Origin of the sequence: Streptomyces sp. 7-21, from assembly GCF_016741785.1 — a bacterium.
In the GTDB taxonomy this organism is placed as follows: domain Bacteria; phylum Actinomycetota; class Actinomycetes; order Streptomycetales; family Streptomycetaceae; genus Streptomyces.
Genome location: NZ_JAERRL010000003.1, coordinates 278695 through 301120, shown reverse-complemented (window position 1 = coordinate 301120; position 22426 = coordinate 278695). Strand labels below are relative to the sequence as shown.

Genomic DNA, 22426 nt, shown 5'->3' with positions numbered 1-22426 from the left:
GAACGCATCGCTCCGTGGCCGGAGAAAACCGCCGGCTAGTCCCGCTCCGGGCGGTCGCTCACGCCGCCGCGGCGCCGTGGCAGAGTTTTCTGTGACATGAACGAGGGCTTTCCGTGACACGCCCACAAAGAAAGTGAGCACAGTGAATTCCCAGCGGCAGGCGAGCGGCGAGGGGGCCGGGACACACCGCGAGGGCGAGTGCGTCGTCGACACCCGGACCGGCAGGCTCGGCACGGTCACCGGGCACACCGACGGCTACCTGCTCCTCCGCCCGCTGACCGGCGCCGAGCGCGGCGAGTGGCACTGCCCCGCCGAGTGCGCCCGCGCCGCGATGGACTGGGAACGGCGCAACGCCGACGTCCTCGACGCCACCTGGCGGTTCTGGCGCCACCCCGGCATCCGGCCGGGCGGCGGATCCCCGCCGTCCGGAAGCCGGGCGTGATCAGCTCCCCGTCCGCCAGCGCGCGGCACGCCACCGCCGTCAGCCGCGGCCCGCGCCGGCCCCGGGCGGGGCACCCGGCCCGCCCGGGACCTTCAGACCTGACGGCCCGCCCGTCAGCGGCCCACCAGACGGCGCGCCACCCGCAGGTACGCCACGCGGTCCAGCGGATTGTGGTCCGTGCGCCGCCGCGCCGGCACCCCGCCCGGCCCGCCCGCCACGGGCTCGTACCGGTCGAACACCGACTCCATCACCCCCTCGCCGCCCGTCAGCGACGGCAGCGCCTGCCGCAGCCCGTGCACCTCGGCCGCCGGGACGTCGCCCTCCAGCACGGCGCCCGCGGCGCCCTGCTTCCCGCGCCCGAGCACCACGGCCCGCGCCCTGCCGAGCACCGGCAGCAGCCCGCCGAGCGACTCCTCGGGCGCCTCGATCCGGAACCGGTGCACGGGCTCGTGCACCCGCGTCCCCGCCCGCCGCAGCGCGTCCATCAGCACCAGCGGCGTCAGGTACCTGAAGTCGCCCGCCACGCTCGACATGGCCTTGTCGAAGACGGCGTGCGCGTGGCTCTGCCGCGCCGAGTAGCCGGAAGCCGTCATCGTCACCACGCAGTCGATGACCTTCCAGCCGTGCAGGCCCTCCCGCAGCGTCTCCCGCACGGTCTCCTCCGTGGCGCGGAAGAAGGCGTACGGCATGGAGCCCAGCTCGACCCCCAGCCGGAACCGCACGCCGGAGCCGGGCGGCCCCGGTTCGACGCGCAGCCCCACCGTGGCCAGGAAGGGATTGGCGTCGTCGTCCTCCCACTCCACCGCCTCGCCGGTGCCGGCGGGGCGCTCCACGCAGATAACCGTCGTGGCGCGGAAGGTGACCGCCACGCCGTACTCCCGCTCCAGCGTCTGCTGGATGACCTCCTTCTGCACCTCCCCGTACAGCGACAGGTACACCTCCTGCCGCACGTCGTCCTGCCGCAGATTGATCAGCGGATCCTGCTCGGCGAGCTGGCGCAGCGCGGCGTGCATCTCGTGCCGCTGTGCCGGATCGGCCGGCTCGACGACGGTCTCCAGCGTCGGCGGCGCGAAGTGACCGCCCGCACCCGGGAATCCGGGGCGCGGCTTGCCGAGGGTGTCGCCGGTCCGCACCTCCGGCAGGCCCCAGACCCGGCCGATCTCGCCCGCCGTCACCGCGTCCCGGCGCTCCTGCCCGCCGCGCGAGAAGACCCGCACGGCGGTGACCCGGCCGGCGTCCTGGCCTGGCCCGCCGAGCCGCTGGCGGGTGCGCAGCGCCCCGGAGAACACCCGGACGTACGCGACGCGTTCGCCCGCCGGGCCGCGCTCCACCTTGAACACGCTGGCCGACAGCGGCCCGTCGGCGTCCCCGCGCGCGGCCGGCAGCAGCCGCGGCAGCGCCGCGCGCAGCTGGTCCACGCCGGCCCCGGTGACGGCCGAGCCGAAGAACACGGGGTGCACCAGTCCCTGCCGGCTCTGCTCCGCCAGCGCGCGCCGCAGCCGCGCGCGGTCCGCCGGGCCGTCGCCGAGGCGGTCCTCGACGTACGCCGCGAGCAGGCCGTCATCGTGCTCGGCCAGCACCTCGGCCAGGCGGGCGCGGAAGCCGGGGTCGTCCTCGGCCAGCGGCACCGCCCGGGTCTGACGCGTGCCCGCGCCGGTCACCCGCGCCATGCCGATCACGGCCGGGTGCAGCCGCTCGCCGATCCGCCGCAGCACCTCGTCCGGGCGTGCGCCGAGCCGGTCGATCTTGTTGACGAAGATGAGGACGGGAATGCCCAGCCGCCGCAGGGTGCGCATCAGCACGCGCGTCTGCGCCTGCACGCCCTCGACGGCGGAGACCACGAGCACCGCGCCGTCGAGCACGCTCAGGGAGCGTTCCACCTCGGCGATGAAATCCGGGTGCCCGGGGGTATCGATGAGATTCACCGTGGTGCCCTCGAGCGGGAAAGAGACCACGGCCGACTTGATGGTGATGCCGCGCTGGCGCTCCAGCGCGAGCGTGTCCGTCTGCGTGCTGCCGTCGTCGACGCTGCCCATGGCGTCGATGACGTCGGCCTCGTACAGCAGCCGCTCGGTCAGGCTCGTCTTTCCCGCATCAACATGGGCGACGATCCCGAGGTTCAGTGTCGTGGCTGATTCCACTAAGCGTCATGTCCTTGTCGGCGAAGGGATTTCCGTGGCTGGCGGACATGAACGTGCGGGGCATGTCCTTCTCCCTTCGCCGGGGCTTCACGCCGTGGACGTCGCACCTAAGTGAGTAGCAGAGGACGACGGCGCGGCACAACGGAAATTCCGGCTGCTGCCGTCGCGCCCTGTTCCTGTGGCGCAACGGCCCGCCGGGGGCGGGCAAGCCGGCCGTCGGCGCTGAGCTGTACGCCCGCTCGCGCGCGGGCGGGCCGCCGCGCGCCAGCCGGCGATGCCGGGGTACGGGGCTCCGGCCGTCTGCGAAGCCGGGCCAGGCGGCGCCCGCGCCGGGCCGGACCCAACGGGGCTACCAGCGGTAGCTGGGGTAGGCGGTGCCGCTCGGCACGACCTCGCGGCCGAGCGGCGTCAGCGAGACACCGATCAGCTTGAAGTGCGCCAGGCCGAACGGGATGCCGATGATCGTCACGCACAGCGCGATGCCCAGCAGCACGTGGCCGAGGGCGATCCACCAGCCCGCGAAGACGAACCAGACGAGATTGCCCGCTCCGGACGGCAGCCCCGCCCCCGGGCGCCGCACCAGGGTCCGGCCGAACGGCCACAGCGCGTACCCGGCGATCCGGAAGCAGGCGATGCCCCACGGGATCGTCACCACCAGCACGCAGCAGATGAGCCCGGCGACCGCGTAGCCGATGGCCATCCACAGCCCGGAGAAGATGAACCAGAGCAGGTTGATGAGGGTCCTCACGCGCCCAGCATCCCAGCCGGCGGCGAGCGGCGGGGGAAACTCGGGGGCAAATCCGGTGCCCTATCGTCCCGTTGGATGACGCGGCCCCCCACCCGCCCCGGGCAGCAGGTCGGTCTGCTCGAACACCAGCAGCGTGCGCGTGCTGATCACCTCGGGCATGCCCTGAAGACACGTCAGCACCAGCTCCCGCAGCTCCCGGTTGTCGCGGGTGTGCACCAGCAGCAGCACGTCGAAGTCCCCGCTGACGAGGGCGATGTGCGCGGCGCCCGGCAGCCGCTCCAGGCGGGCCCGCACTGACTGCCAGCTGTTCTGCACGATCTTGAGCGTGATGTACGCGGACGTCGTCAGGCCCGCCCGCTCGTGGTCGACGCGGGCGCCGAAACCGCGGATCACGCCTTCGTCGAGCAGCCGGTTGATGCGGGCGTAGGCGTTGGCGCGGGAGATGTGCACCCGCTCGGCTATCGCGCGGATCGAGGCGCGGCCATCGAGCTGGAGCTGCCGCAGTATCGCCGAGTCGATCGGGTCGAGCGGCCTTGGCGCCGGTTTCGACAGAGCCAACTGGTCGTTCGCCATGCCCGGTTGCCTCCCGTTGCTGGACGTCCTGTACCCCCGTTACCCAATCCGTGGCCAGCCGTCCACAGCGGGTGGTGCACCCGTAGCCACGATGCCGCAGCGACCCAACAATCGCCAGGAGGACCGCCTCACGTCAGGAGGCCGCCATGACGGTGGACCAGGCCGCTGCCCTCTCTCCGCTGCCGGACGCCGAGCCGTTCGGGCTGCTGGACGGTGCACCCGACACGTCCCTGTGGCCGCTGCTGTACCGCCACCTGGTGCGCGGCAGACGCTTCAACGAACAGGCCACCGCGCTGACGCGGCAGGGCCGCCTGGCCGTCTACCCCTCCTCCGCCGGGCAGGAGGCGTGCCAGGTCGCCGCCGCGCTGGCGCTCGGCCCGCGCGACTGGCTGTTCCCCAGCTACCGCGACACCCTCGCCGCCGTGACCCGCGGCGTCGAGCCCGTCGCCGCGCTCGGCCTGCTGCGCGGTGACTGGCACAGCGGCTACGACCCGCGCGCCCACCGCGTCGCCCCGCTGTGCACGCCGCTGGCCACGCACCTGCCGCACGCCGTCGGCCTCGCCCACGCGGCGCGGCTGCGCGGCGACGACGACGTCGCCGTGCTCGCCCTCACCGGCGACGGCAGCACCAGCGAGGGCGACTTCCACGAGGCGCTCAACTTCGCCGCAGTCTGGCACGTGCCCGCCGTCTTCCTGGTGCAGAACAACGGCTTCGCGGTCTCCGTCCCGGTCGCCAGGCAGACCGCCGCGCCCACGCTCGCCCACAAGGCCGTCGGGTACGGCATGCCGGGCCGCCGCGTGGACGGCAACGACGCGCCCGCCGTGCACCGCGTGCTGACCGAGGCGCTCGACCGCGCCAGGGCGGGCGGCGGGCCGACCCTCGTCGAGGCCGTCACCTACCGCCTTGAGCCGCACACCAACACCGATGACGCCACCCGCTACCGCTCGGCACAGGAGGTCGACGCCTGGCGCCAGCGTGACCCCGTGACCCGGCTGGCGTCGGCGCTCGCGCGGCACGGCCTGCTGACCGACGGGCTGCGGCGGCAGGCGGAGGAGGAGGCGGAACGGCTCGCGGCCGGGATGCGCGCCGCGCTGGGCACCGACCCGCCGCTCGATCCCGGCGAGCTGTTCGCCCACGTCTACGCCGAGCCCACCCCGCACCTGCGGCAGCAGGCGCGCGCGTACCGGGGACGGACGGCGTGAGCGCCCGGGCGCCCGAGCCGGTCACCATGGCGCGCGCCCTCAATTGCGCGCTGCGCGACGCCATGGCCGCTGACCCGGCGGTGCACGTGCTCGGTGCGGACGTCGGCACCCTCGGCGGCCTGTTCCGGGTCACCGAAGGACTGGCCGCCGAGTTCGGCGACCAGCGCTGCACCGACACGCCGCTCGCCGAGGCCGGGGTCCTGGGCGCGGCCGTGGGCATGGCGATGTACGGGCTGCGGCCGGTGGTGGAGATCCAGTTCGATGCCTTCGCGTACCCGGCGTTCGAGCAGCTGGTCTCGCACGTCGCGCGCATGCGCAACCGCACCCGCGGCGCCGTGCCGCTGCCGCTGACTGTGCGCGTGCCCTACGGCGGCGGCATCGGCGGCGTCGAGCACCACGGCGACTCGTCCGAGGCCTACTACGTGGCCACGCCGGGGCTGCACGTCGTCACCCCCGCGACCGTCGCCGACGCCTACGGGCTGCTGCGCCGGGCGATCGCCTCCGACGATCCCGTCGTCTTCCTTGAGCCCAAGCGCCTGTACCAGGCCACGGAGGCCACCGTGCTGCGCGAGGTGCCGGAATTCGGGCGGGCCGCGGTGCGCCGCGAGGGCGCCTCGGCCACGCTGCTGACCTACGGGCCCGGCCTGCCGGTGTGCCTGGCCGCGGCCGAGGCGGGGCGCGAGGCGGGGTGGGACCTGGGTGTGATCGACCTGCGGACGCTGGTGCCGTTCGACGACGAGACGGTGTGCGCGGCGGTCCGGCGCACCGGGCGGGCCGTCGTGGTGCACGAGGCGGCGGGTTTCGCCGGTCCGGGGGCCGAGATCGCCGCCCGCGTCACCGAGCGCTGCTTCCCCTACCTGCATGCCCCGGTACGGAGAGTGACGGGATTCGACATCCCCTACCCGCCTCCGATGCTGGAGAGTCACCATCTTCCGGGAGTGGGACGCATCCTTGATGCGGTAGCGGGTTTGCAGTGGGAGGACTGACAGCGCGATGGACGCCACGGACAAGCGCACGGACGGCACCACGGTGGCGGCCGGCGGGCAGGACGGCCAGAACGGCGGGAACGGCCAGGCCGAGCGCGTCTTCCGGCTGCCCGATCTCGGGGAGGGGCTCACGGCCGCGCAGATCGTCGCCTGGCTGGTCGAGGAGGGCGACACCGTCGCCGCCGACCAGCCCGTCGTCGAGGTGGAGACCGCGAAGGCGCAGGTCGAGGTGCCGTGCCCGTACGAGGGCGTCATAGCGGAACGGTTCGGCGCCGTGGGCGAGGAGATAACCGTGGGCGCGCCGCTGGTGTCCGTGCGCCCCGCCGGGCAGGCAGCGGACGGGCAGCAGCGGCGCGCCCAGGTCCCCGCCCAGGCCGCCGCGCCCGCCGAGGCGGCCCGGAGCGACAACCGGAGCGACAACCGGAGCGACAACCGGAGCGACAACCGGAGCGACAAGGCCGCGGCCGGGACGCCGGGGCCGGCCGAGGGCGGGCCGGTGCTCGTCGGCTACGGCCCCCGGGGCCGCCAGCGCCACGCCTCTCACGCGGGCGCGCCCACCGAGCCGGCCGTGCCGGTCATCTCCCCCGTGGTCCGGCGCCTGGCGCGGCAGCGCGGCGTGGACCTGCGGCGCGTCACCGGCTCGGGGCCCGACGGGCTCATCCTCCGCTCCGACGTCGAGCGCGCCGCCGCGGGCACCGGACAGGACGCCACCCGCATCCCGCTGACCGGGGGCGTGGCCGGGGCCATGGCGGAGAAGGTCGCCCGCAGCCACGCCGAGATTCCCGACGCCACCTGCTGGCTGGACGCCGACGCCACCGCCCTGCTCGACGCCCGCCGCCGCACCGGCCTGCCGCTGCTCGCGCTCCTCGCCCGCATCTGCGTGGCCGGGCTCGCCCGCTACCCCGAGCTGAACGCCACCGTCGACGGGCAGGCGCGCGAGATCGTCCGCCACCGGGCGGTCCACCTCGGCTTCGCCACCCAGACCGAGCGCGGGCTGCTGGTCCCGGTGGTGCGCGACGCCCAGAGCCTGACCACCCGCCGCCTGGGCGAGGAGCTGGAGCGCCTGACCACGGGCGCCCGCGCGGGCACGCTGCTGCCCGCCGAGCTGACCGGCTCGACGTTCACCCTCAACAACTACGGCTCGCTGGGCGTGGACGGCGCCACCCCGGTCATCAACCACCCGGAGGCCGCGATGCTCGGCGTCGGGCGCATCGCGCAGAAGCCGTGGGCCCACCAGGGGGAACTCGCGCTGCGCCACGTCGTCACGCTGTCCCTCACCTTCGACCACCGGGTCAGCGACGGCGGGGCCGCGGCGGCGTTCCTCCGCTTTGTCGCGGAGCGCGTGGCGGATCCGCTCACGCTCCTCGGCGACGTCTGAGCGCCGGCTGGCGCCCCGTGCGCCCCTCCCCCCGGTGGTCACACCCGGGTAGGGTGTCGGTATGGCGAAGAAGAAGATCACGATCAGCCTCGACCCCGAGCGGTACGGGGAGATCGAGCGCCTGGTCGCGCAGGGGCAGGCGGACTCCGTGTCCGGCTGGCTCGACGAGGCCGCGGCGCGCCGGATCGCGGAGATAGAGCGCTCGCGCCGCGCCGTCGCCTGGCTGGTTGACCGCGCCAAGTCGGGCGCGGAGCAGGCCGAGTGGGAGCAGGCGCTCGCCTGGGCCGAGGAGATGGACGGGCGAAGCGAGGCCGGGCGGCGCTGCGCGTGAGCGGCGGCTACGTCCTGGATCACACGGCGGTCCGTTCCCTGGCCCACGGCAGCATCTATCTCGCTGCCCGGGTGCACGTCTCGACGCGCTCGGCTCAGCCGCTCTACGTGCCGGGCGTCTGCCTGGCGCAGGGCCTCGCCGAGACCGCGCTGGGCGCGGTCAGGCAGCGCATCGAGGAGGCGTTCGCCGCGCCCAGTTTCGTCTTCCGTCCCCTGGACGAGCTGGGCTGCTGGTCGGTCGCCCAGATCGCCGCCGAGTGCGGCGTTCCCATCGCCGTGGCCCACGCGGCACACGTGGGCCTGTCCACCGGTCTGCCCGTGCTGACGACGGACCGCGCCGCCTACAAGGGCATCGACAGCGACCTCGTCACCGAGGCGGTGCCATGACCGGCCCCGCGCCCGCGGCGGCATCCGGCGGTGAGCCGGGCGAGAGAGCGGTGCCCGTTCCAGGGCCCGTTCCGGGGCCCGCCCCAGCCCCAGCTTTAGCCCCCGGTCCGGCCCCCGGTCCCTCACTCGGCTCGTTTGACGCCATCGTGCTGGCGGGCGGCGGCGCCCGGCGGCTCGGCGGCGCGGACAAGCCGGGGCTGCGCGTCGGCGGCCGCACCCTGCTGGATCGTGTGCTCACCGCCTGCCGTGAGGCGGAGCGGACGGTGGTCGTCGGCCCCCGCCGCGCCACCGCCGCGCCCGTGACGTGGGTGCGCGAGGAGCCGCCTGGCGGCGGCCCGCTCGCCGCGCTCCACGCCGGCCTCGGCCACACCACCGCGCCGCTCGTCGCCGTCCTCGCCGCCGACCTGCCGTTCCTCGACCACCACGCGCTGCGGCTGCTGCGCGACCTGCCGCCCGGGGCCGACGGCGCCCTCTTCGCCGACGCTGAGGGCCGCGACCAGCCGCTGACGGCCGTCTACCGTGCCGAGCCGCTCCGCCGTGAGCTGGCGCTGCTCGCGGCCGAGTACGGCTCGCTGGCGGGCCTGCCGATGCGGCTGCTGCTGCCGGGCCTGGCGCTGCGCCGCCTCGCCGCGGGCCCGGCCGCGCTGGACTGCGACACCTGGGCCGAGGTGGCTACCGCACGCGCCAGGATCAGGGACCATAAGACGGTGCTCGACGAATGGATCGCCGCCGCCAAGGCCGAGCTGGGCCTCGACCCCGGCCTCGACGTGGACACCAAGACGCTGCTCGACGCCGCGCGTGACGCCGCCCACGCGGTGGCCCGCCCCGCCGCCCCGCTGACGACGTTCCTCCTCGGCTACGCCGCGGCCAGCGGCCTCTCCGTGCCGGAAGCGGCCCGCCGGATCTCCGAGCTGGCCGGCCGATGGGAGCAGGAAGCGCGTGATGACCAGGACCGGTGACGCCCACGGCGCCCCGCGGGCCGCCGGCCAGCCCGGCGGCGAGTCCGACGGCACACCGGGCAGCGCGTCCGGCAGTGAGTCCGGCAGCGCGTCCGGCAGTGAGTCCGCCGGCGAGTTCGAGGACGCCCTGGCTCTGGCGAACGGCAGACCCGCCGCGGCCGAGTCGCGCGGCCCCGAGGCCAGCTGGGACGCCGCCCGCCGGCTCGCCTACCGCGCGGTGGGCCCGCTGCCGCCGGCCACGCTGCCGCTCGACCGGGCGCTGGGCCACACCCTGGCCGAGCCGCTGCGCGCCCTGACCGACCTGCCGGCCTTCGATACCGCGGCCATGGACGGCTGGGCGGTCTCGGGCCCCGGCCCGTGGCGGCTGACGGGCGGCACCGGGCTGCTCGCCGGGTCGTCCCCCGGCCCGGCGCTCACCGACGGCGAGGCCGTCGCCGTCGCGACCGGCGCCCGTATCCCGCCGGGGACGACGGCCGTGCTCCGGGCCGAGCTCGGCAGCGTGCCGCAGCCGCGTGAGCTGCGCGGACCGACTCCCGAGCCGGGCGCCGACATCCGCCCGCGCGGCCAGGAGTGCCGCTCCGGCACGCCGCTGCTCCCCGAGGGCCACCCGCTGACCCCCGCCGCCCTGGGCCTGGCCGCCGCCGCCGGGTACGACGAGCTGCCCGTCCGCCGCCGCCCCCGCGCCGAGGTGCTGGTGCTCGGCCGCGAGCTCCTCCACCGCGGCCTGCCGCACGACGGCCTCATCCGCGACGCGCTCGGCCCCATGACCGGCCCCTGGCTCGCCACCCTGGGCGCCGACGAGCTAGTCACCCGCCGCCTCGGAGACGACGCCGAGGCGCTGCACGAGGCGGTGGCCACCAGCCGCGCCGACCTCCTCGTCACCACCGGCTCGACCGCCGCCGGGCCCGTCGACCACCTGCGCGCCACCCTCCGCACACTCGGCGCGACGCTGGTCGTCGGCTCCGTCGCCGTGCGCCCCGGCCACCCCATGCTGCTCGCCCGCCTCCCCAGCGGCACCCCCCTCGTCGGCCTGCCCGGCAACCCTCTGGCGGCCGTCTCCGGGCTGCTGACCCTCGCCGCCCCGCTGCTGCGCGCACTCGCAGGGCGTCCGCCCGCCCCCGACGAGCCGCCCGCCCGCCTCACCGCGGCGGTCCGCGGCCACCCCCGGCACACCCGTCTCGTCCCCGTCGCCCTCGACCAGCCCGGCCAGGCCCGGCCCCTGAGCTACGCGGGCCCTGCCATGCTGCGCGGCATCGCCTCCGCCGACGCCCTCGCCGTCGTGCCGCCCGGCGGGGCCATGGCCCGCGACGAGGTGCGGCTCCTCAGCCTCCCCCGGCTGTGACCGAGGACCGTGAGCCGCCATGAACGCCTCCACACCAGCCCCCGACACCGACGAGCGTCACCAGCCCGGCGTGCGGCTGCCCCACTACGCCGCGGGCCCGCTGGTCCAGGTGGTGCGGCGCCTGATCATGGCCCTGGGCGTGCTGACCGCCGCGGTGCTGCTCGTCTACTCCGACCGCCGCGGCTACCGGGACAGCAGCGACGGCGAGGTCACGTTCCTGGACTGCCTGTACTACGCGACGGTCTCGCTCTCCACCACCGGCTACGGCGACGTCGTGCCCGTCACCGACACCGCCCGCCTGCTGACGACCTTCTTCGTCACGCCGCTCCGCGTGCTGTTCCTGATCATCCTGGTCGGCACCACGCTGGAGGTGCTGACCGAGCGCACGCGCCAGCAGTTCCGGCTCGAACGCTGGAGGAAGAACTTGCGTGATCACACCGTCATCGTCGGATTCGGCACCAAGGGCCGCTCGGCGGCCGAGACCCTGATGACCTCAGGGCTGCCGCAGGACCAGATCGTCATCGTCGACCCCAACCGCACGGTCGTCGAGCAGGCCAACGCCGAGGGCTACGCCGGGGTCGTCGGTGACGCCACCCGCAGCAGCGTGCTCCGGCAGGCCAGGACGGACCGCGCCCGCCAGGTGATCATCTCCACCCAGCGGGACGACACGGCCGTGCTGGTGGCGCTGACCGTCCGCCAGCTCAGCCGGTCCGTGCGGATCGTCGCCTCGGTCCGCGAGGAGGAGAACGTCCCGCTGCTGCGGCAGTCGGGTGCCGACTCCGTGATCACCAGCGCCAGCGCGGTCGGGCGGCTGCTCGGCCTGTCGATGGTCAGCCCCAGCTCCGGCCAGGTCATGGAGGACCTCATCCACCAGGGCACCGGCCTGAGCGTGCGGGAACGCCCCGTCACCAAGGCTGAGGCGGGCCGTTCCCCCCGCGACGTGGAGGACCTGGTCGTCTCGGTCATACGGGGACACCGCCTGCTGCCGTTCGACCATCCCGAGGCCGCGACCCTGGAGCTGACCGACCGCCTCGTCGTCATCCACCGCATCGGCGAGGAGGAGCAGCGCAAGCTCGCGGCCAAGGCGGCGACGCGTGCCTCGCGCGAGGCCAAGGGGCCTGGCTCGTGGCGCATCCCCCGCCGGTGACCGGCGGCGCCCTGGGCCTGCTCGCCGCCCTGGGCGGGCTGGCGCCGGGCGGCGGGCCGGCGGTTGCCCTGCCCCGGCAGCGGCCCGCCGCCTCCGGCGGTCGCGGCGTGCTGGTGGCGCGCGTCGGCGACGCCATCGTCAAGGCGCACCACCCGCGCACGGACGCCGCCGCGCTGGCCCGCCGCCTCGCGGCCGCCGCCCATCCCGCGCTCGCGGACGTGCTGCTGCCGCCGCTGCGGCGCTCGCCCGCACCGCTCCCCGGCGGCCGGGTCGCCACCGTCTGGCCGCGCGGCGCGCCGCTCGACGCCGCGTCGGATCCCGGCCTCGTCCCCTGGGAGGCCGCCGGGGAGCTACTGGCCGCGCTGCACGCCGCCGACCCGGCGCCGCTCGGTCCGCTGCCCGCCATGGGCGGCCCGGCCCGCGCCGCCCGCGCCCTGCACCGCCTGCGGCGCGCGGGGACGCCGCGGCCGGACGCGCGCCGCGCCGTGGAGCGCGTCTGGGAGTCGCTGCCGCCGTGGTGCCGCGGCGAGGCGCCGCCCGCCGCCGGGGCGCCGGTGGCGGTCTGCCACGGCGACTTCCACCTGGGCCAGCTGGTGCGCCATCCCCCGCCCGGCGGGCCGTGGCGCCTGATTGACGTGGACGATCTCGGCACCGGCGACCCCGCCTGGGACCTGGCCCGTCCCGCCGCCTGGTACGCCGCAGGGCTGCTGCCCGCGCCCGCGTGGGAGCGGCTGCTGACCGCCTATCAGCGGGCGGCGGCGCGCGCGGGGAGCCGCGGCCTCGGCCCGGACCCGTGGACCCGGCTGGACGCGCCCGCCCGCGCCGTCACCGCGCAGCTGGCCGCTGACGCGCTCGCGGGCTCCGGTGAAGTCCCTGAAGAGCGAAGGGCGTTCGTGGACGCCTGCTTCCGCATTGTCCGCTCGCACCCTTCCGTGAGCCCGTAGAGTGAGACATCCCCGTGATGTCCGCGGGGGAGCCTGGAGACAACGAAGCGGGATTCTCATGCAGTGTCCTAAGTGCCACGCGCCGATGCACACGTACAACCGCAGCGGCGTCCAGATCGAGCAGTGCAGCGGCTGCCGCGGGATCTTCCTGGACTACGGGGAGCTGGAGGCGATCACCCGCCTGGAGGCGCAATTCGCGGCCGCGCCGCCGCCGCAGGCCGCGCCCGCTCCGCCGCCTCCGTCCGCGCCGCAGGGCCCGGCCTGGGGCGCTCCCCAGCAGGGCTACCACGGCGGCTACCACCACCGCCGCAAGGGTGGCCTGTCGGGTCTGTTCTTCTCGTCCTGACCCGTCCTGGTTTCTCTGCCGCCCCGGGCTGCCGGGGCGGCTGTTCCGTGAGTCCGCGGCGTCTGCTCCGCGACGCCATGTTTTACGTGAATCCTTCACATGGCCGCGGCGCCGGACTCGTCGGCCAGCAGGTACAGCAGCCCCACCAGTGAGGCGCTGCTGACGATCTCGCGGCGGTCGATCATGCCGCGCACCCGGTGCAGCGGCACCCACTCGATGCGGTCTGACTCGTTCTGCTCCGTCGGCGGGCCGATGCGGGTGGCGCTGTCCGCGCGGAAGACGTGGTGCTGCGAGTCGGTGATGCCGTTGGCCGGCTCAGCGTACAGCAGCGGCCGCATCGGCCCCGGCCGCCAGCCGGTCTCCTCCTCCGTCTCCCTGGCCGCCGCCGCCAGCGGGGTCTCGCCCTCCTCGACGAGGCCCATGGGCAGCTCCCATGCCCAGGAGTCAGTGATGAAGCGGTGCCGCCACATCATCAGCACCTCGCGCCGCTCGTTGACGACCGCGGCGACCGCCAGGTGGCGCAGGCGCACGACGCGGTACTCGACGCGCTGGCCGTCCGGCTGCTCGACGTCGACGACCGAGAGATTCACCCAGCGGTCGGTGAGGATCTGCCGTTCCCCGTGGGTCTTCCAGCGCATCCGTGACACGGTCGCATCCTGGCACGGGCGGCCCGGCCCGTGGCCGCCGCCGAGCAGAATCCCCCGGACGGGTGACGGCGGGAACGGCCGCGTACTCTGCCCGCCGCCGCGCTGTCTGGCACACCGCGGCGGCCGGTGGGTTTCGCCCGCGTGACATTCCTGTCAGTTCCCGTGGGGAATTCCCTTCCCATAGCCCGTGGCATATAGGGGCATGACAATTTTCGTATGGCCATTCCTCTGTCCGCTGCGGTGGCGCTGCTGATAGAAATCCCTGGGTCGGCTGCGCGAGCGGAGGAGTTCGGATGGAGTACACCCCCTGGTCACTGCTGAGCGATGCCGGGCTCATCGCGGTTCTGCTCGTCACCGGCACCGTCGCCCGCGCCCGGCTGCGGATCGTGCAGCGCCTGATGCTGCCGTCCAGCGTCATCGCGGGGTTTCTCGGGCTGCTGCTCGGGCCGGAGATCCTGGATGTGCTGCCGTTCTCCAGTGAACTGGGCACGTACGCCTCCGTTCTCATCGTCGTCGTATTCGCGTGCCTGGCCCTGACGAACGAATCGGGATTCGGCGGATTCGGTAAATCAACGGGTAATTTCTCGCTCTACTCGATCGGCAGCTACGCGGTGCAGGTCGGCATCGGCGTCGCGTTCGCGCTGGTGGTGCTGGGACCGCTGTGGGACACGCCGGACGAGTTCGGCGCGCTGCTGTTCGCCGGGTGGGCGGGCGGCTTCGGCACGGCCGCTGCGCTGGGCACGGCGTTCGAGGAGAACGGCTGGGAACAGGCCAGTTCGCTGGGCTTCACGTCGGCGACGGTCGGCATGCTCGTCGGCATCGCCGGCGGGATCATCATCACCAACTGGGGCGCGCGGCGCGGCTATGCCAAGGGCGTCGGCAGGTTCGAGAACCTGCCGGACGAGCTGCGCTCCGGCCTGATCGCCTCCGCCCGGGACCGCGAGGCGACAGGGAGGGCGACCACCTCGGCTGTGTCGATCGAGCCGCTCGCGCTTCAGGTCTCGCTGGTCGCGGCGGTGTCGGCGGCGGCGTACGGCATCGCCGAGTGGGCCGGTGACCTCTACCCCGACTTCGCCGTGCCGGTGTTCGCGGTGGCGTTCCTCGTCGGCCTGCTGCTGCGGCTCGCCGGGAGCCGGACACCCGCCTGGAACTACGTGGACCCGCAGACCCTCAGGGGAGTCTCCGGCGCCGCGACGGACGTGCTGATCGTCTGCGGCATCGCGTCGATCGTGCCGAGCTTCGTCGCCGACTACGTCACGCCGCTGGTGCTCCTGCTGGTGCTGGGGCTCGCGCTGTGCCTCGTCCTCTTCCTGGTCGTGGCGCCGCGCGTGTTCGACGAGAACTGGTTCGAGAAGGCGCTGTTCACCTGGGGCTGGGCCACCGGCTCGGTCTCGACCGGCGTGGCGCTGCTGCGGATGAGCGACCCGAAGCTGGAGTCGCGGACGCTCGACGAGTTCGGCCTCGCCTACCTGCCGCTGGCGCCGGTCGAGACGCTGACCGTGACGCTGACGCCGACGATCATCGCGGGCGGGGCGGTGTGGGCGCTCGCCGGAGGGTGGACGGCGCTGGGCGCGGTCATGCTCGTCCTCGCCCTGGTCCTGGCGCGGGGAGCGCTGACGCCCCGGGGCCGCGCCGGGGCCCGCTGAGAGGGCCTGCAACGGACCGCCGCCGGGGAGCCGGGGACGGACGAACGGGAGAGGTGACGGCACCATGAACGACAACGACGGCACCGCCGGGCGCGGCTACGACGTGGCGGTGGTCGGCCTGGGCGCGATGGGCGCCATGACCGCCTGGCGGCTCGCCCGCGCCGGGGCGTCGGTGATCGGCTTCGAGCAGTTCGGGCTCGCCCACGACCGGGGCGCCTCGGCAGGGGAGTCGCGGCTGTTCCGCATGGCGTACCACGAAGGCGCCGGCTACGTGCCGATGCTGCGCCGGTCGCGCGAGCTGTGGGACGAGCTGTCGCGGGCCAGCGGGCTGCCGCTGTTCCTGCCGACCGGCTGCCTGTCGATCGGCCTGCCGGACCTGCCGCCGATGCGGAACGTGCGGCGGTCCGTCGAGGAGCACGGCCTGCCGCATGAGGTGCTGACCGGGGCGGAGCTGGCCGCCCGGTACCCGCAGCATCTGGCGCTGCAGGGCGAGATCGGCGTGCTGGACGTGAACGGGGGCGTGCTGCGGCCGGAGCTGGCCGTGCTGGCCGCCTGCGAGCGCGCCCGCGCGCACGGGGCGCGGCTGCTTCACCACACGCGTGTCGACGAGGTCCGCTGGGACGAGCGCGGCGGCGGGGTGCGGATCGAGGCGGGCGGGACCAGGTACACGGCGCGGAAGGCCGTGGTGACGGCGGGCCCGTGGAGCGCGCGGCTGGTGCCGTTCCTGCGGGGGCGGCTGACCGTGAAGCCGCTGGTGCTCACGTGGTTCGCGCCGTCCGATCCGGGGGCGTACGCGCCGGAGCGTTTCCCGGCGTTCATCCGTGACACGGAGGGCGTCCACCTCTTTGGGGTGCCGATGCTCGACGGGATGTCGGTGAAGACGGGCTTCGCTGACGTGTGGGAGCCGCTGCCGGGGCCCGAGGCGTTCACCCGGGACTGGGACGAGGAGCGGCTGCGGCCGGTGAGCGAGGCGGTGCGGCGCTTCCTGCCGGGGCTGCATCCGGATCCGGTGCGGCACGACGTGTACCTGGAGGGGTATCTGCCGGACCGGACGGCGCTGGTGGACTGGGTGCCGGAATCCGGGGAGCGGGTGCTGGCGCTGGCCGGGTTCTCGGGGCACGGCTTCAAGCTGGCGCCGGTGTTCGGGCAGATCGCCGCCGACCTGGTCCTGGCGGGCGGCAGCGGCTTCGACCTGACGCCGATGTCCGCCGGCCGCCTGGCCTGACGCGCGCGGGCGGTCACGACTCCAGCAGCCAGCGGCGGAGCCGGGCGGCAGGCCCGCCGGGTGCGCCGGGTTCTTCCGCGGCGCCTGCGGTGACGACCGACAGCGGGGTGACGGCGTACGGCTCCGCCAGCGCCACGCAGGTGACACCCGGCACGGATATCCGCGTCGACGTCTCCGGCACCAGGGCCAGCCCCAGCCCGCACGCCACCATGCCGAGGATGGCCTGGTCGTTGCGGGCCTCCTGGCGGAAGCGCGGGGAGAACCCGGCCCGCATGCAGACCGCCACGAGCGTGTCGAACGCCACGGGCGCCAGCGAGCGGGGGAAGCAGATCAGGTCCTCGTCGGCGAGCCGCGCCAGCGGTACCGGGCGGCCGCCCGCGCCCGGTGCCGCCAGCGGGTGACTGGCGGGGACGGCGCAGTACAGCGGCTCGTCGGTGAGCCGTGTCACCGTCAGGCCGCTGCCCTCCTCGGCGCGGGTCATCCGGCACACGCCAATGTCGATCGCGCCGGTGCGCAGGGCCTCGACCTGGGTGCGCTGCCCCATCTCGTAGACGCGGGGCGCCAGGGACGGGTGCTGCCGCAGGAAGCCGGGCAGCACGCGGGGCAGCAGGCCGGAGACGGCCGAGGCGATGGCGCCGATCCGCAGCACCGTGGGTTCGGTGCCCTGGGCGTGCGGGAGGAGTTCGGTCACCTCGCGGGCCCGGTCGAGCAGGGCGCGGGCCTCAGGCACGAGCAGCCGGCCGGCGGCGGTCAGCCGCAGGCGGCCTCTGGTGCGGTCGAAGAGGGTGACGCCGAGCCGCCGTTCCAGCCGGGTGATGGCCTGGCTGAGCGCGGGCTGCGCCATGTGGAAACGGCGGGCCGCGGCTGTGACGCTCATCTCTTCCGCCACGGCGAGGAAGTAACTCAGCGCCCGCAGGTCCACCATCTCCGTCATGCGCACCAGCGTGGGGGACACGGCCCCGGTGCACGAGCCCGGGGCGCCCGCGGTTGGCGCGCGGGAAGCCGCGAAGAAATGATTTTGCAGACTGTGCAGCTTTTCGTACTCTGCACCGTGTGACAGGAACGGGGGACGCTCCCGAAGGGCTGCGGGAGCGGAAGAAGCGGGCTACGCGCGCGGCCCTGGCGGAGGCGGCCATCCGGCTGGCGGCACGGCACGGCGCGGAGAACGTGACGGTGGAGGCGATCAGCGCGGAGGCTGGGGTCTCCGCCCGCACGTTCTTCAACTACTTCGACTCCCGCGACGACGCGTTCCTCACCGTCGATGCCGATTTCGGCCCCCGGGTGCGGCGGCTGGTCCTCGACGCCCCGGCGGCGCTGCCGCCGCTGCGGGCGGTGCGGGAGGCGCTGGCGGCGGAGCTGGCGGACGTGACCAGGCGGCGCGAGCTGTGGGAGCTGCGGGCGAAGGTGTTCCAGCAGTCCCCGCACCTGCTGGCCCGGGGCATCGGCGCCCACCAGGCGGAGGAGCTCGAACTGGCCGCCGCCATCGCGGAGCGCGTCGGCCAGCGGTCCGGGACGGCCGGGGGCGAGGAGCCCGGCCTGTACCCCCGGCTGCTGGCGGGGGTGGCGATGACGGCGGTGCGCGTGTCCATCGAGTGGTGGAGCGCGGGCGGCGCCTCCGATCCGTTCCTCGACATCTTCGCCCAAGTCTTCGACCACCTGGCGGCCGGGCTTCCCGCCCCCCGCTGACAGGCCCGATTCCGTTGCGACGGAGAAGGACGTTCTGAGTGCAGTGAGCAGCGATATGACCCAAGCCGTGGGCGCCCCCGACGAGGCGCCCACATCCATGACCAACCGGCAGATCCTCCAGGCCATCTCCGGCCTGATGGCGGGCATGTTCGTCGCGATCCTCGCCGGTACCGTGGTAGCCAACGCGCTGCCGCGCATCATCGCGGACCTCGGCGCGAGCCAGTCCTCCTACACGTGGGTCGTCACGGCGGAGCTGCTGGCGATGACCGCGACGGTGCCGCTGTGGGGCAAGCTGTCCGACCTCTACAACAAGAAGCTCCTGCTCCAGCTCTCGCTGCTGATGTTCGTGATCGGCTCGCTGCTGGCGGGCTTCTCGCAGCACGTGAGCCTGCTGATCTTCAGCCGCGTCGCCCAGGGCATCGGCGCGGGCGGCCTGACGGCACTCGCCCAGGTCGTGATGGCGGCGATCATCCCGCCGCGGCGGCTGGGCAAGTACGCGGGCATCTTCGGCGCGGTCTTCGCCGTCGGCACGGTGGCCGGGCCGCTGATCGGCGGCGTGCTGGTGGACACCTCCTGGCTGGGGTGGCGCTGGTGCTTCTTCATCGGCGTGCCGTTCGCGCTGACGGCGATCGTGCTGCTGCAGCGCACGCTGAAGCTGCCGACTGTGCGGCGTGAGGTGAAGATCGACTACCTGGGCGCGTTCCTGCTGGTGGCGGGGGTGTGCGCGCTGCTGATCTGGACGACGCTGGCGGGCAACGAGTTCGACTGGGCGTCCTGGCAGACGGCCGCCCTCACCGGCGGCGGCACCGTGCTGCTGGTGGCGGCGGTCATCGTCGAGGCGCGGGTGCCGGAGCCGGTCATCCCGCTGAAGATCTTCCGCAACCGCACGGTGTCGCTGACCACGATCGCCAGCTTCTTCGTGGGTGTGGCGATGTTCGGCGGCACGGTCTTCCTGTCGCAGTACTTCCAGGTCGCGCTGGGCAAGTCGCCGACGGTGGCGGGCCTGATGAGCCTGCCGATGATCCTCGGTCTGCTGATCTCCTCCACGGTCGCGGGGCAGATCATCAGCGCCACCGGCCGCTGGAAGAGATACCTGATCGCCGGTGGTGTGATCATGACCTCGGGCCTCGGCCTGCTGGCCACCGTGGACGCGGACACCGGCTTCGGGCTGCTGAGCGTCTACATGGCGCTGCTCGGCATCGGCGTCGGCATGCTGATGCAGAACCTGGTGCTGGCGGCGCAGAACGACGTGCCCGCCGCAGAGCTGGGCGCGGCCACCTCGGTGCTGTCGTTCTTCCGCAGCATGGGCGGCACCATCGGCACCAGCGTGCTCGGCGCCGTGCTGGCGAACCGCGTCGCCAGCGAGCTGGGCGGCGGATCCGGCACGCAGGGCGGCGGCCACGGCTCCGTGCCCGACGTGACGCAGCTGCCGCCCGAGGTGCGTGCGGTGATCGAGCACGCCTACGGCGTGGCGACGGCCGAGCTGTTCCTGCTGGCCACCCCGTTCGCCGCACTGGCGCTCATCGTCGTGCTGTTCATCCGGGAGAAGCCGCTGAAGACCACCAGTGGCATGGAGCGCCTCGCGGCCGAGTCGGCTGAGGCGGCTGAAACCGGCGGGTCCGGCGGGCCCGGCGAGCCGGGGGCTTCCAAGGAGCCGTCGGTGATGCACTGAGCGCGCCGCCGCGACGGGCGGGCAACGACGGCAGGGCGTCCGGTCACCACGGGTGGCCGGGCGCCCTTCGTACGTGTGGTGAATACCCCCTACGGGTATATAGCCCGGCACGAGCAAAATACCACCCTGGGGTATCCTCGGCGTGAGGAAGTGAGACGGACGATGACAGGCACCACCCCCGGGACCACCGAGCCCGCCACCCAGGTCGAGCTGGCCATCGACGGCATGACCTGCGCCTCGTGCGCGGCGCGCGTCGAGAAGAAGCTCAACCGCATGGACGGCGTGACCGCCACGGTCAACTACGCCACCGAGAAGGCCAAGGTCACCTACGGCGGGGACGTCACCGTGGCCGACCTCGTCGCCACCGTCGAGGCCGCCGGCTACACCGCCACACCCCCGCCGCCCCCGCCCCCGCCGGCCGGAGCCGGGACCGGCACGGGCACGGACGCCGCCGGGGCGCGCAGCGAGGCCGGTGCCGACCCCGAGGAGGCCCGGCTGCGGCTGCTGCGCCACCGCCTGCTCGTCACCGTCGCGCTGGCCGTCCCGGTGATCGCCATGGCGATGATCCCGGCCCTCCAGTTCGAGTACTGGCAGTGGCTGTCCCTGACGCTGGCCGCGCCCGCCGTCGTCTGGGGCGGCTGGCAGTTCCACCGCGCGGCCTTCACCGGCGCCCGGCACGGCGCAGCCACGATGGACACCCTGGTCTCGGTCGGCACCCTGGCCGCGCTGCTGTGGTCCGGCTGGGCGCTGTTCTTCGGGGACGCGGGCATGCCCGGCATGACGCACTCCTTCGAGCTGACCATCGAGCGCGGCAACGGTGCCTCGGCCATCTACCTGGAGGCGGCGGCGGGCGTCACCGCCTTCCTGCTCGCCGGCCGCTACCTGGAGGCGCGCGCCAAGCGCCGCGCCGGGGCCGCGCTGCGCGCCCTGCTGGAGCTGGGCGCCAAGGACGTCACGGTGCTGCGCGACGGCACCCAGCGGCGCGTGCCCATCGCGGAGCTCCGCCCCGGCGACCGCTTCCTGGTGCGGCCCGGCGAGAAGATCGCCACCGACGGCGTGGTCGTCGAGGGCTCCTCGGCCGTGGACGCCTCCCTGCTGACCGGCGAGTCCGTGCCCGTCGAGGTCGGTGCGGGCGACACCGTCACCGGCGCCACCCTCAACGCCGGAGGCCGCCTGGTGGTGGAGGCCACCCGCGTGGGAGCCGACACCCAGCTCGCCCGCATGGCCCGGCTGGTCGAGGAGGCGCAGAACGGCAAGGCCGCGGCCCAGCGGCTCGCCGACCGGGTCTCGGCCGTCTTCGTCCCCGCCGTGATGCTGCTGTCCCTGGCCACGCTCGGCTACTGGCTGGCCGACGGCGCGGGCACCACCGCGGCCTTCACCGCCGCCGTCGCCGTGCTGATCATCGCCTGCCCGTGCGCCCTCGGCCTCGCCACCCCGACCGCGCTGCTCGTGGGCACCGGCCGGGGCGCCCAGCTCGGCATCCTCATCAAGGGACCAGAGGTGCTGGAGCAGACCCGCGCCGCCGACACCGTCGTCCTCGACAAGACCGGCACCGTCACCACCGGCCGTATGACGCTGCTGGCCGTCCACCCCGCCCCGGGCGAGGACGCCGCGCGGGTGCTGCGGCTGGCGGGCGCCCTGGAAGCGTCCTCCGAGCACCCCATCGCCCGCGCCATCGTGGACGGCGCCGAGCGGGCCGGCGGGGAGCCGCTGCCCGCCCCCGAGGAGTTCACCAGCGTCCCCGGCCTCGGCGTGCACGGCCGGGTCGGCGGCCACGACGTGGTGGCCGGCCGCGAGCGGCTGCTGACCGAGCGGTCCGTCACGCTGCCGGAGCCGCTGGCACGCGCCAAGGCCGAGGCAGAGGCGGCGGGACGCACCGCCGTCGCCGTCGCCTGGGACGGCGAGGCCCGGGCCGTGCTGGAGGTGGCCGACGCGGTCAAGCCCACCAGCGCGGAGGCCATCCGGCGGCTGCGCAGCCTCGGCCTGCGGCCCGTGCTGCTGACCGGCGACAACGAGCGGGCGGCCCGCGCGGTCGCCGCCGAGGTCGGCATCGACCGCCCGGAGGACGTCATCGCCGGGGTCACGCCCGAGGAGAAGGTCGCCGTCGTCCAGCGGCTGAAGGACGAGGGCCGCACGGTCGCCATGGTCGGCGACGGCGTCAACGACGCCGCGGCACTCGCCACCGCCGACCTGGGCCTGGCCATGGGCACCGGCACCGACGCCGCCATCGAGGCCGGCGACCTGACCCTGGTGCGCGGCGATCTGCGCGCGGCGGCCGACGCCATCCGCCTGGCCAGGAAGACGCTGTTCACCATCAAGACGAACCTGTTCTGGGCCTTCGGCTACAACGTGGCCGCGCTGCCGCTCGCCGCCGCGGGCCTGCTCAACCCGATGCTGGCGGGCGCCGCCATGGCGTTCTCCTCCGTCTCGGTCGTCGCCAACAGCCTGCGGCTGCGCACCTTCCGGGCCGAGGCGGGCAGCTGACCCGGGACCGCCGGCGGGGGGCCTCGCACCAGCGGGCCCCTGCCGGGCGGGCCGTGCCCCGTCGCCGTGCCCGTTCCCGTGCCCGTTCCCGTCATCCGGAAGATCCCATGCCGCCCCAGCGGTCGCACTCGTCCCTTACCG

General features: G+C 74.6%; 21 protein-coding genes. 16 read left to right on the top strand and 5 right to left on the bottom strand.

Translation table 11 applies throughout. The features are described from left to right. Nucleotides 1-133: 133 nt before the first annotated feature. Entirely contained in the window at nucleotides 134-442 is a 309-nt protein-coding gene (locus JK356_RS05180) for a hypothetical protein (protein WP_201866326.1), read from the top strand. Nucleotides 443-555: 113 nt separating this feature from the next. Here JK356_RS05180 and JK356_RS05175 read toward each other — a convergent pair whose 3' ends face one another. The 3 genes from JK356_RS05175 to JK356_RS05165 form a co-directional block, all read right to left on the bottom strand. After that, nucleotides 556-2583: a TetM/TetW/TetO/TetS family tetracycline resistance ribosomal protection protein gene (locus JK356_RS05175; RefSeq protein ID WP_307815413.1), complete on the bottom strand. Its 2028-nt coding sequence runs from the start codon at nucleotides 2581-2583 to the stop codon at nucleotides 556-558. Nucleotides 2584-2932: 349 nt separating this feature from the next. Next, the gene (locus tag JK356_RS05170; RefSeq protein ID WP_201866325.1) at nucleotides 2933-3331 is read right to left on the bottom strand and encodes a YccF domain-containing protein; all 399 of its coding nucleotides are present in this window, start codon (nucleotides 3329-3331) and stop codon (nucleotides 2933-2935) included. Nucleotides 3332-3391: 60 nt separating this feature from the next. Next, on the bottom strand, nucleotides 3392-3904 hold the full coding sequence (locus JK356_RS05165) for an Lrp/AsnC family transcriptional regulator (RefSeq protein WP_201866324.1): 513 nt from the start codon (nucleotides 3902-3904) through the stop codon (nucleotides 3392-3394). A 146-nt stretch (nucleotides 3905-4050) separates the two neighbouring features. Here JK356_RS05165 and JK356_RS05160 point away from each other — a divergent pair, with 146 nt between their 5' ends. The 10 genes from JK356_RS05160 (at nucleotide 4051) to JK356_RS05115 (ending at nucleotide 12925) form a co-directional block, all read left to right on the top strand. After that, entirely contained in the window at nucleotides 4051-5106 is a 1056-nt protein-coding gene (locus JK356_RS05160) for a thiamine pyrophosphate-dependent dehydrogenase E1 component subunit alpha (RefSeq protein ID WP_201866323.1), read from the top strand. A gap of 26 nt (nucleotides 5107-5132) precedes the next feature. Beyond that, on the top strand, nucleotides 5133-6092 hold the full coding sequence (locus JK356_RS05155) for a transketolase C-terminal domain-containing protein (RefSeq protein WP_236670810.1): 960 nt from the start codon (nucleotides 5133-5135) through the stop codon (nucleotides 6090-6092). 7 nt (nucleotides 6093-6099) lie between these two features. Beyond that, nucleotides 6100-7470, top strand: a complete 1371-nt coding sequence (locus JK356_RS22145; protein WP_201866321.1) for a dihydrolipoamide acetyltransferase family protein — start codon at nucleotides 6100-6102, stop codon at nucleotides 7468-7470. A gap of 61 nt (nucleotides 7471-7531) precedes the next feature. Beyond that, nucleotides 7532-7801, top strand: a complete 270-nt coding sequence (locus tag JK356_RS05145) for a hypothetical protein (protein ID WP_201866320.1) — start codon at nucleotides 7532-7534, stop codon at nucleotides 7799-7801. Then, nucleotides 7798-8187 carry a hypothetical protein gene (locus JK356_RS05140; protein ID WP_201866319.1) on the top strand — a complete coding sequence of 130 codons (390 nt, stop codon included), beginning with the start codon at nucleotides 7798-7800 and terminating at the stop codon, nucleotides 8185-8187. Before JK356_RS05145 ends, JK356_RS05140 begins: the two co-directional genes overlap by 4 nt. A 146-nt stretch (nucleotides 8188-8333) precedes the next feature. Beyond that, nucleotides 8334-9146 carry an NTP transferase domain-containing protein gene (locus tag JK356_RS05135; RefSeq protein ID WP_307815412.1) on the top strand — a complete coding sequence of 271 codons (813 nt, stop codon included), beginning with the start codon at nucleotides 8334-8336 and terminating at the stop codon, nucleotides 9144-9146. After that, nucleotides 9130-10488 carry a molybdopterin molybdotransferase MoeA gene (locus tag JK356_RS05130; protein ID WP_201866317.1) on the top strand — a complete coding sequence of 453 codons (1359 nt, stop codon included), beginning with the start codon at nucleotides 9130-9132 and terminating at the stop codon, nucleotides 10486-10488. Before JK356_RS05135 ends, JK356_RS05130 begins: the two co-directional genes overlap by 17 nt. Nucleotides 10489-10507: 19 nt before the next feature. Next, the gene (locus tag JK356_RS05125; RefSeq protein WP_201866316.1) at nucleotides 10508-11635 is read left to right on the top strand and encodes a TrkA family potassium uptake protein; all 1128 of its coding nucleotides are present in this window, start codon (nucleotides 10508-10510) and stop codon (nucleotides 11633-11635) included. Continuing rightward, nucleotides 11614-12579, top strand: a complete 966-nt coding sequence (locus tag JK356_RS05120; protein WP_307815411.1) for an aminoglycoside phosphotransferase family protein — start codon at nucleotides 11614-11616, stop codon at nucleotides 12577-12579. The genes JK356_RS05125 and JK356_RS05120 overlap by 22 nt, the downstream gene beginning before the upstream one ends. A 58-nt stretch (nucleotides 12580-12637) precedes the next feature. Next, nucleotides 12638-12925, top strand: coding sequence for a zf-TFIIB domain-containing protein (locus JK356_RS05115; protein WP_201866315.1), 288 nt, complete (start codon nucleotides 12638-12640; stop codon nucleotides 12923-12925). A 95-nt stretch (nucleotides 12926-13020) separates the two neighbouring features. On the opposite strand, the gene JK356_RS05110 is transcribed toward JK356_RS05115, so the two are convergent. After that, nucleotides 13021-13563, bottom strand: coding sequence for an NUDIX domain-containing protein (locus JK356_RS05110; protein ID WP_201866314.1), 543 nt, complete (start codon nucleotides 13561-13563; stop codon nucleotides 13021-13023). 302 nt (nucleotides 13564-13865) lie between these two features. Here JK356_RS05110 and JK356_RS05105 point away from each other — a divergent pair, with 302 nt between their 5' ends. Both JK356_RS05105 and solA read left to right on the top strand, forming a co-directional pair. Next, a complete protein-coding gene (locus tag JK356_RS05105; RefSeq protein WP_201866313.1) occupies nucleotides 13866-15218 on the top strand; it encodes a sodium/glutamate symporter in 1353 nt (450 codons plus the stop codon). A gap of 64 nt (nucleotides 15219-15282) precedes the next feature. After that, nucleotides 15283-16443, top strand: coding sequence for an N-methyl-L-tryptophan oxidase (gene solA / locus JK356_RS05100; RefSeq protein WP_201866312.1), 1161 nt, complete (start codon nucleotides 15283-15285; stop codon nucleotides 16441-16443). Between the two features lie 13 nt (nucleotides 16444-16456). Here solA and JK356_RS05095 read toward each other — a convergent pair whose 3' ends face one another. After that, nucleotides 16457-17377 (bottom strand): LysR substrate-binding domain-containing protein, encoded by a 921-nt coding sequence (locus JK356_RS05095; protein ID WP_201866311.1) that lies wholly within the window; start codon nucleotides 17375-17377, stop codon nucleotides 16457-16459. A gap of 110 nt (nucleotides 17378-17487) precedes the next feature. On the opposite strand from JK356_RS05095, the gene JK356_RS05090 reads away from it, so the two are divergent. The 3 genes from JK356_RS05090 (at nucleotide 17488) to JK356_RS05080 (ending at nucleotide 22285) form a co-directional block, all read left to right on the top strand. Further along, on the top strand, nucleotides 17488-18129 hold the full coding sequence (locus tag JK356_RS05090) for a TetR/AcrR family transcriptional regulator (protein WP_201866444.1): 642 nt from the start codon (nucleotides 17488-17490) through the stop codon (nucleotides 18127-18129). Nucleotides 18130-18184: 55 nt separating this feature from the next. Further along, nucleotides 18185-19801, top strand: coding sequence for an MDR family MFS transporter (locus JK356_RS05085; protein ID WP_201866310.1), 1617 nt, complete (start codon nucleotides 18185-18187; stop codon nucleotides 19799-19801). A gap of 162 nt (nucleotides 19802-19963) precedes the next feature. After that, nucleotides 19964-22285, top strand: a complete 2322-nt coding sequence (locus JK356_RS05080) for a cation-translocating P-type ATPase (RefSeq protein ID WP_201866309.1) — start codon at nucleotides 19964-19966, stop codon at nucleotides 22283-22285. The last annotated feature ends 141 nt before the right edge of the window (nucleotides 22286-22426 follow it).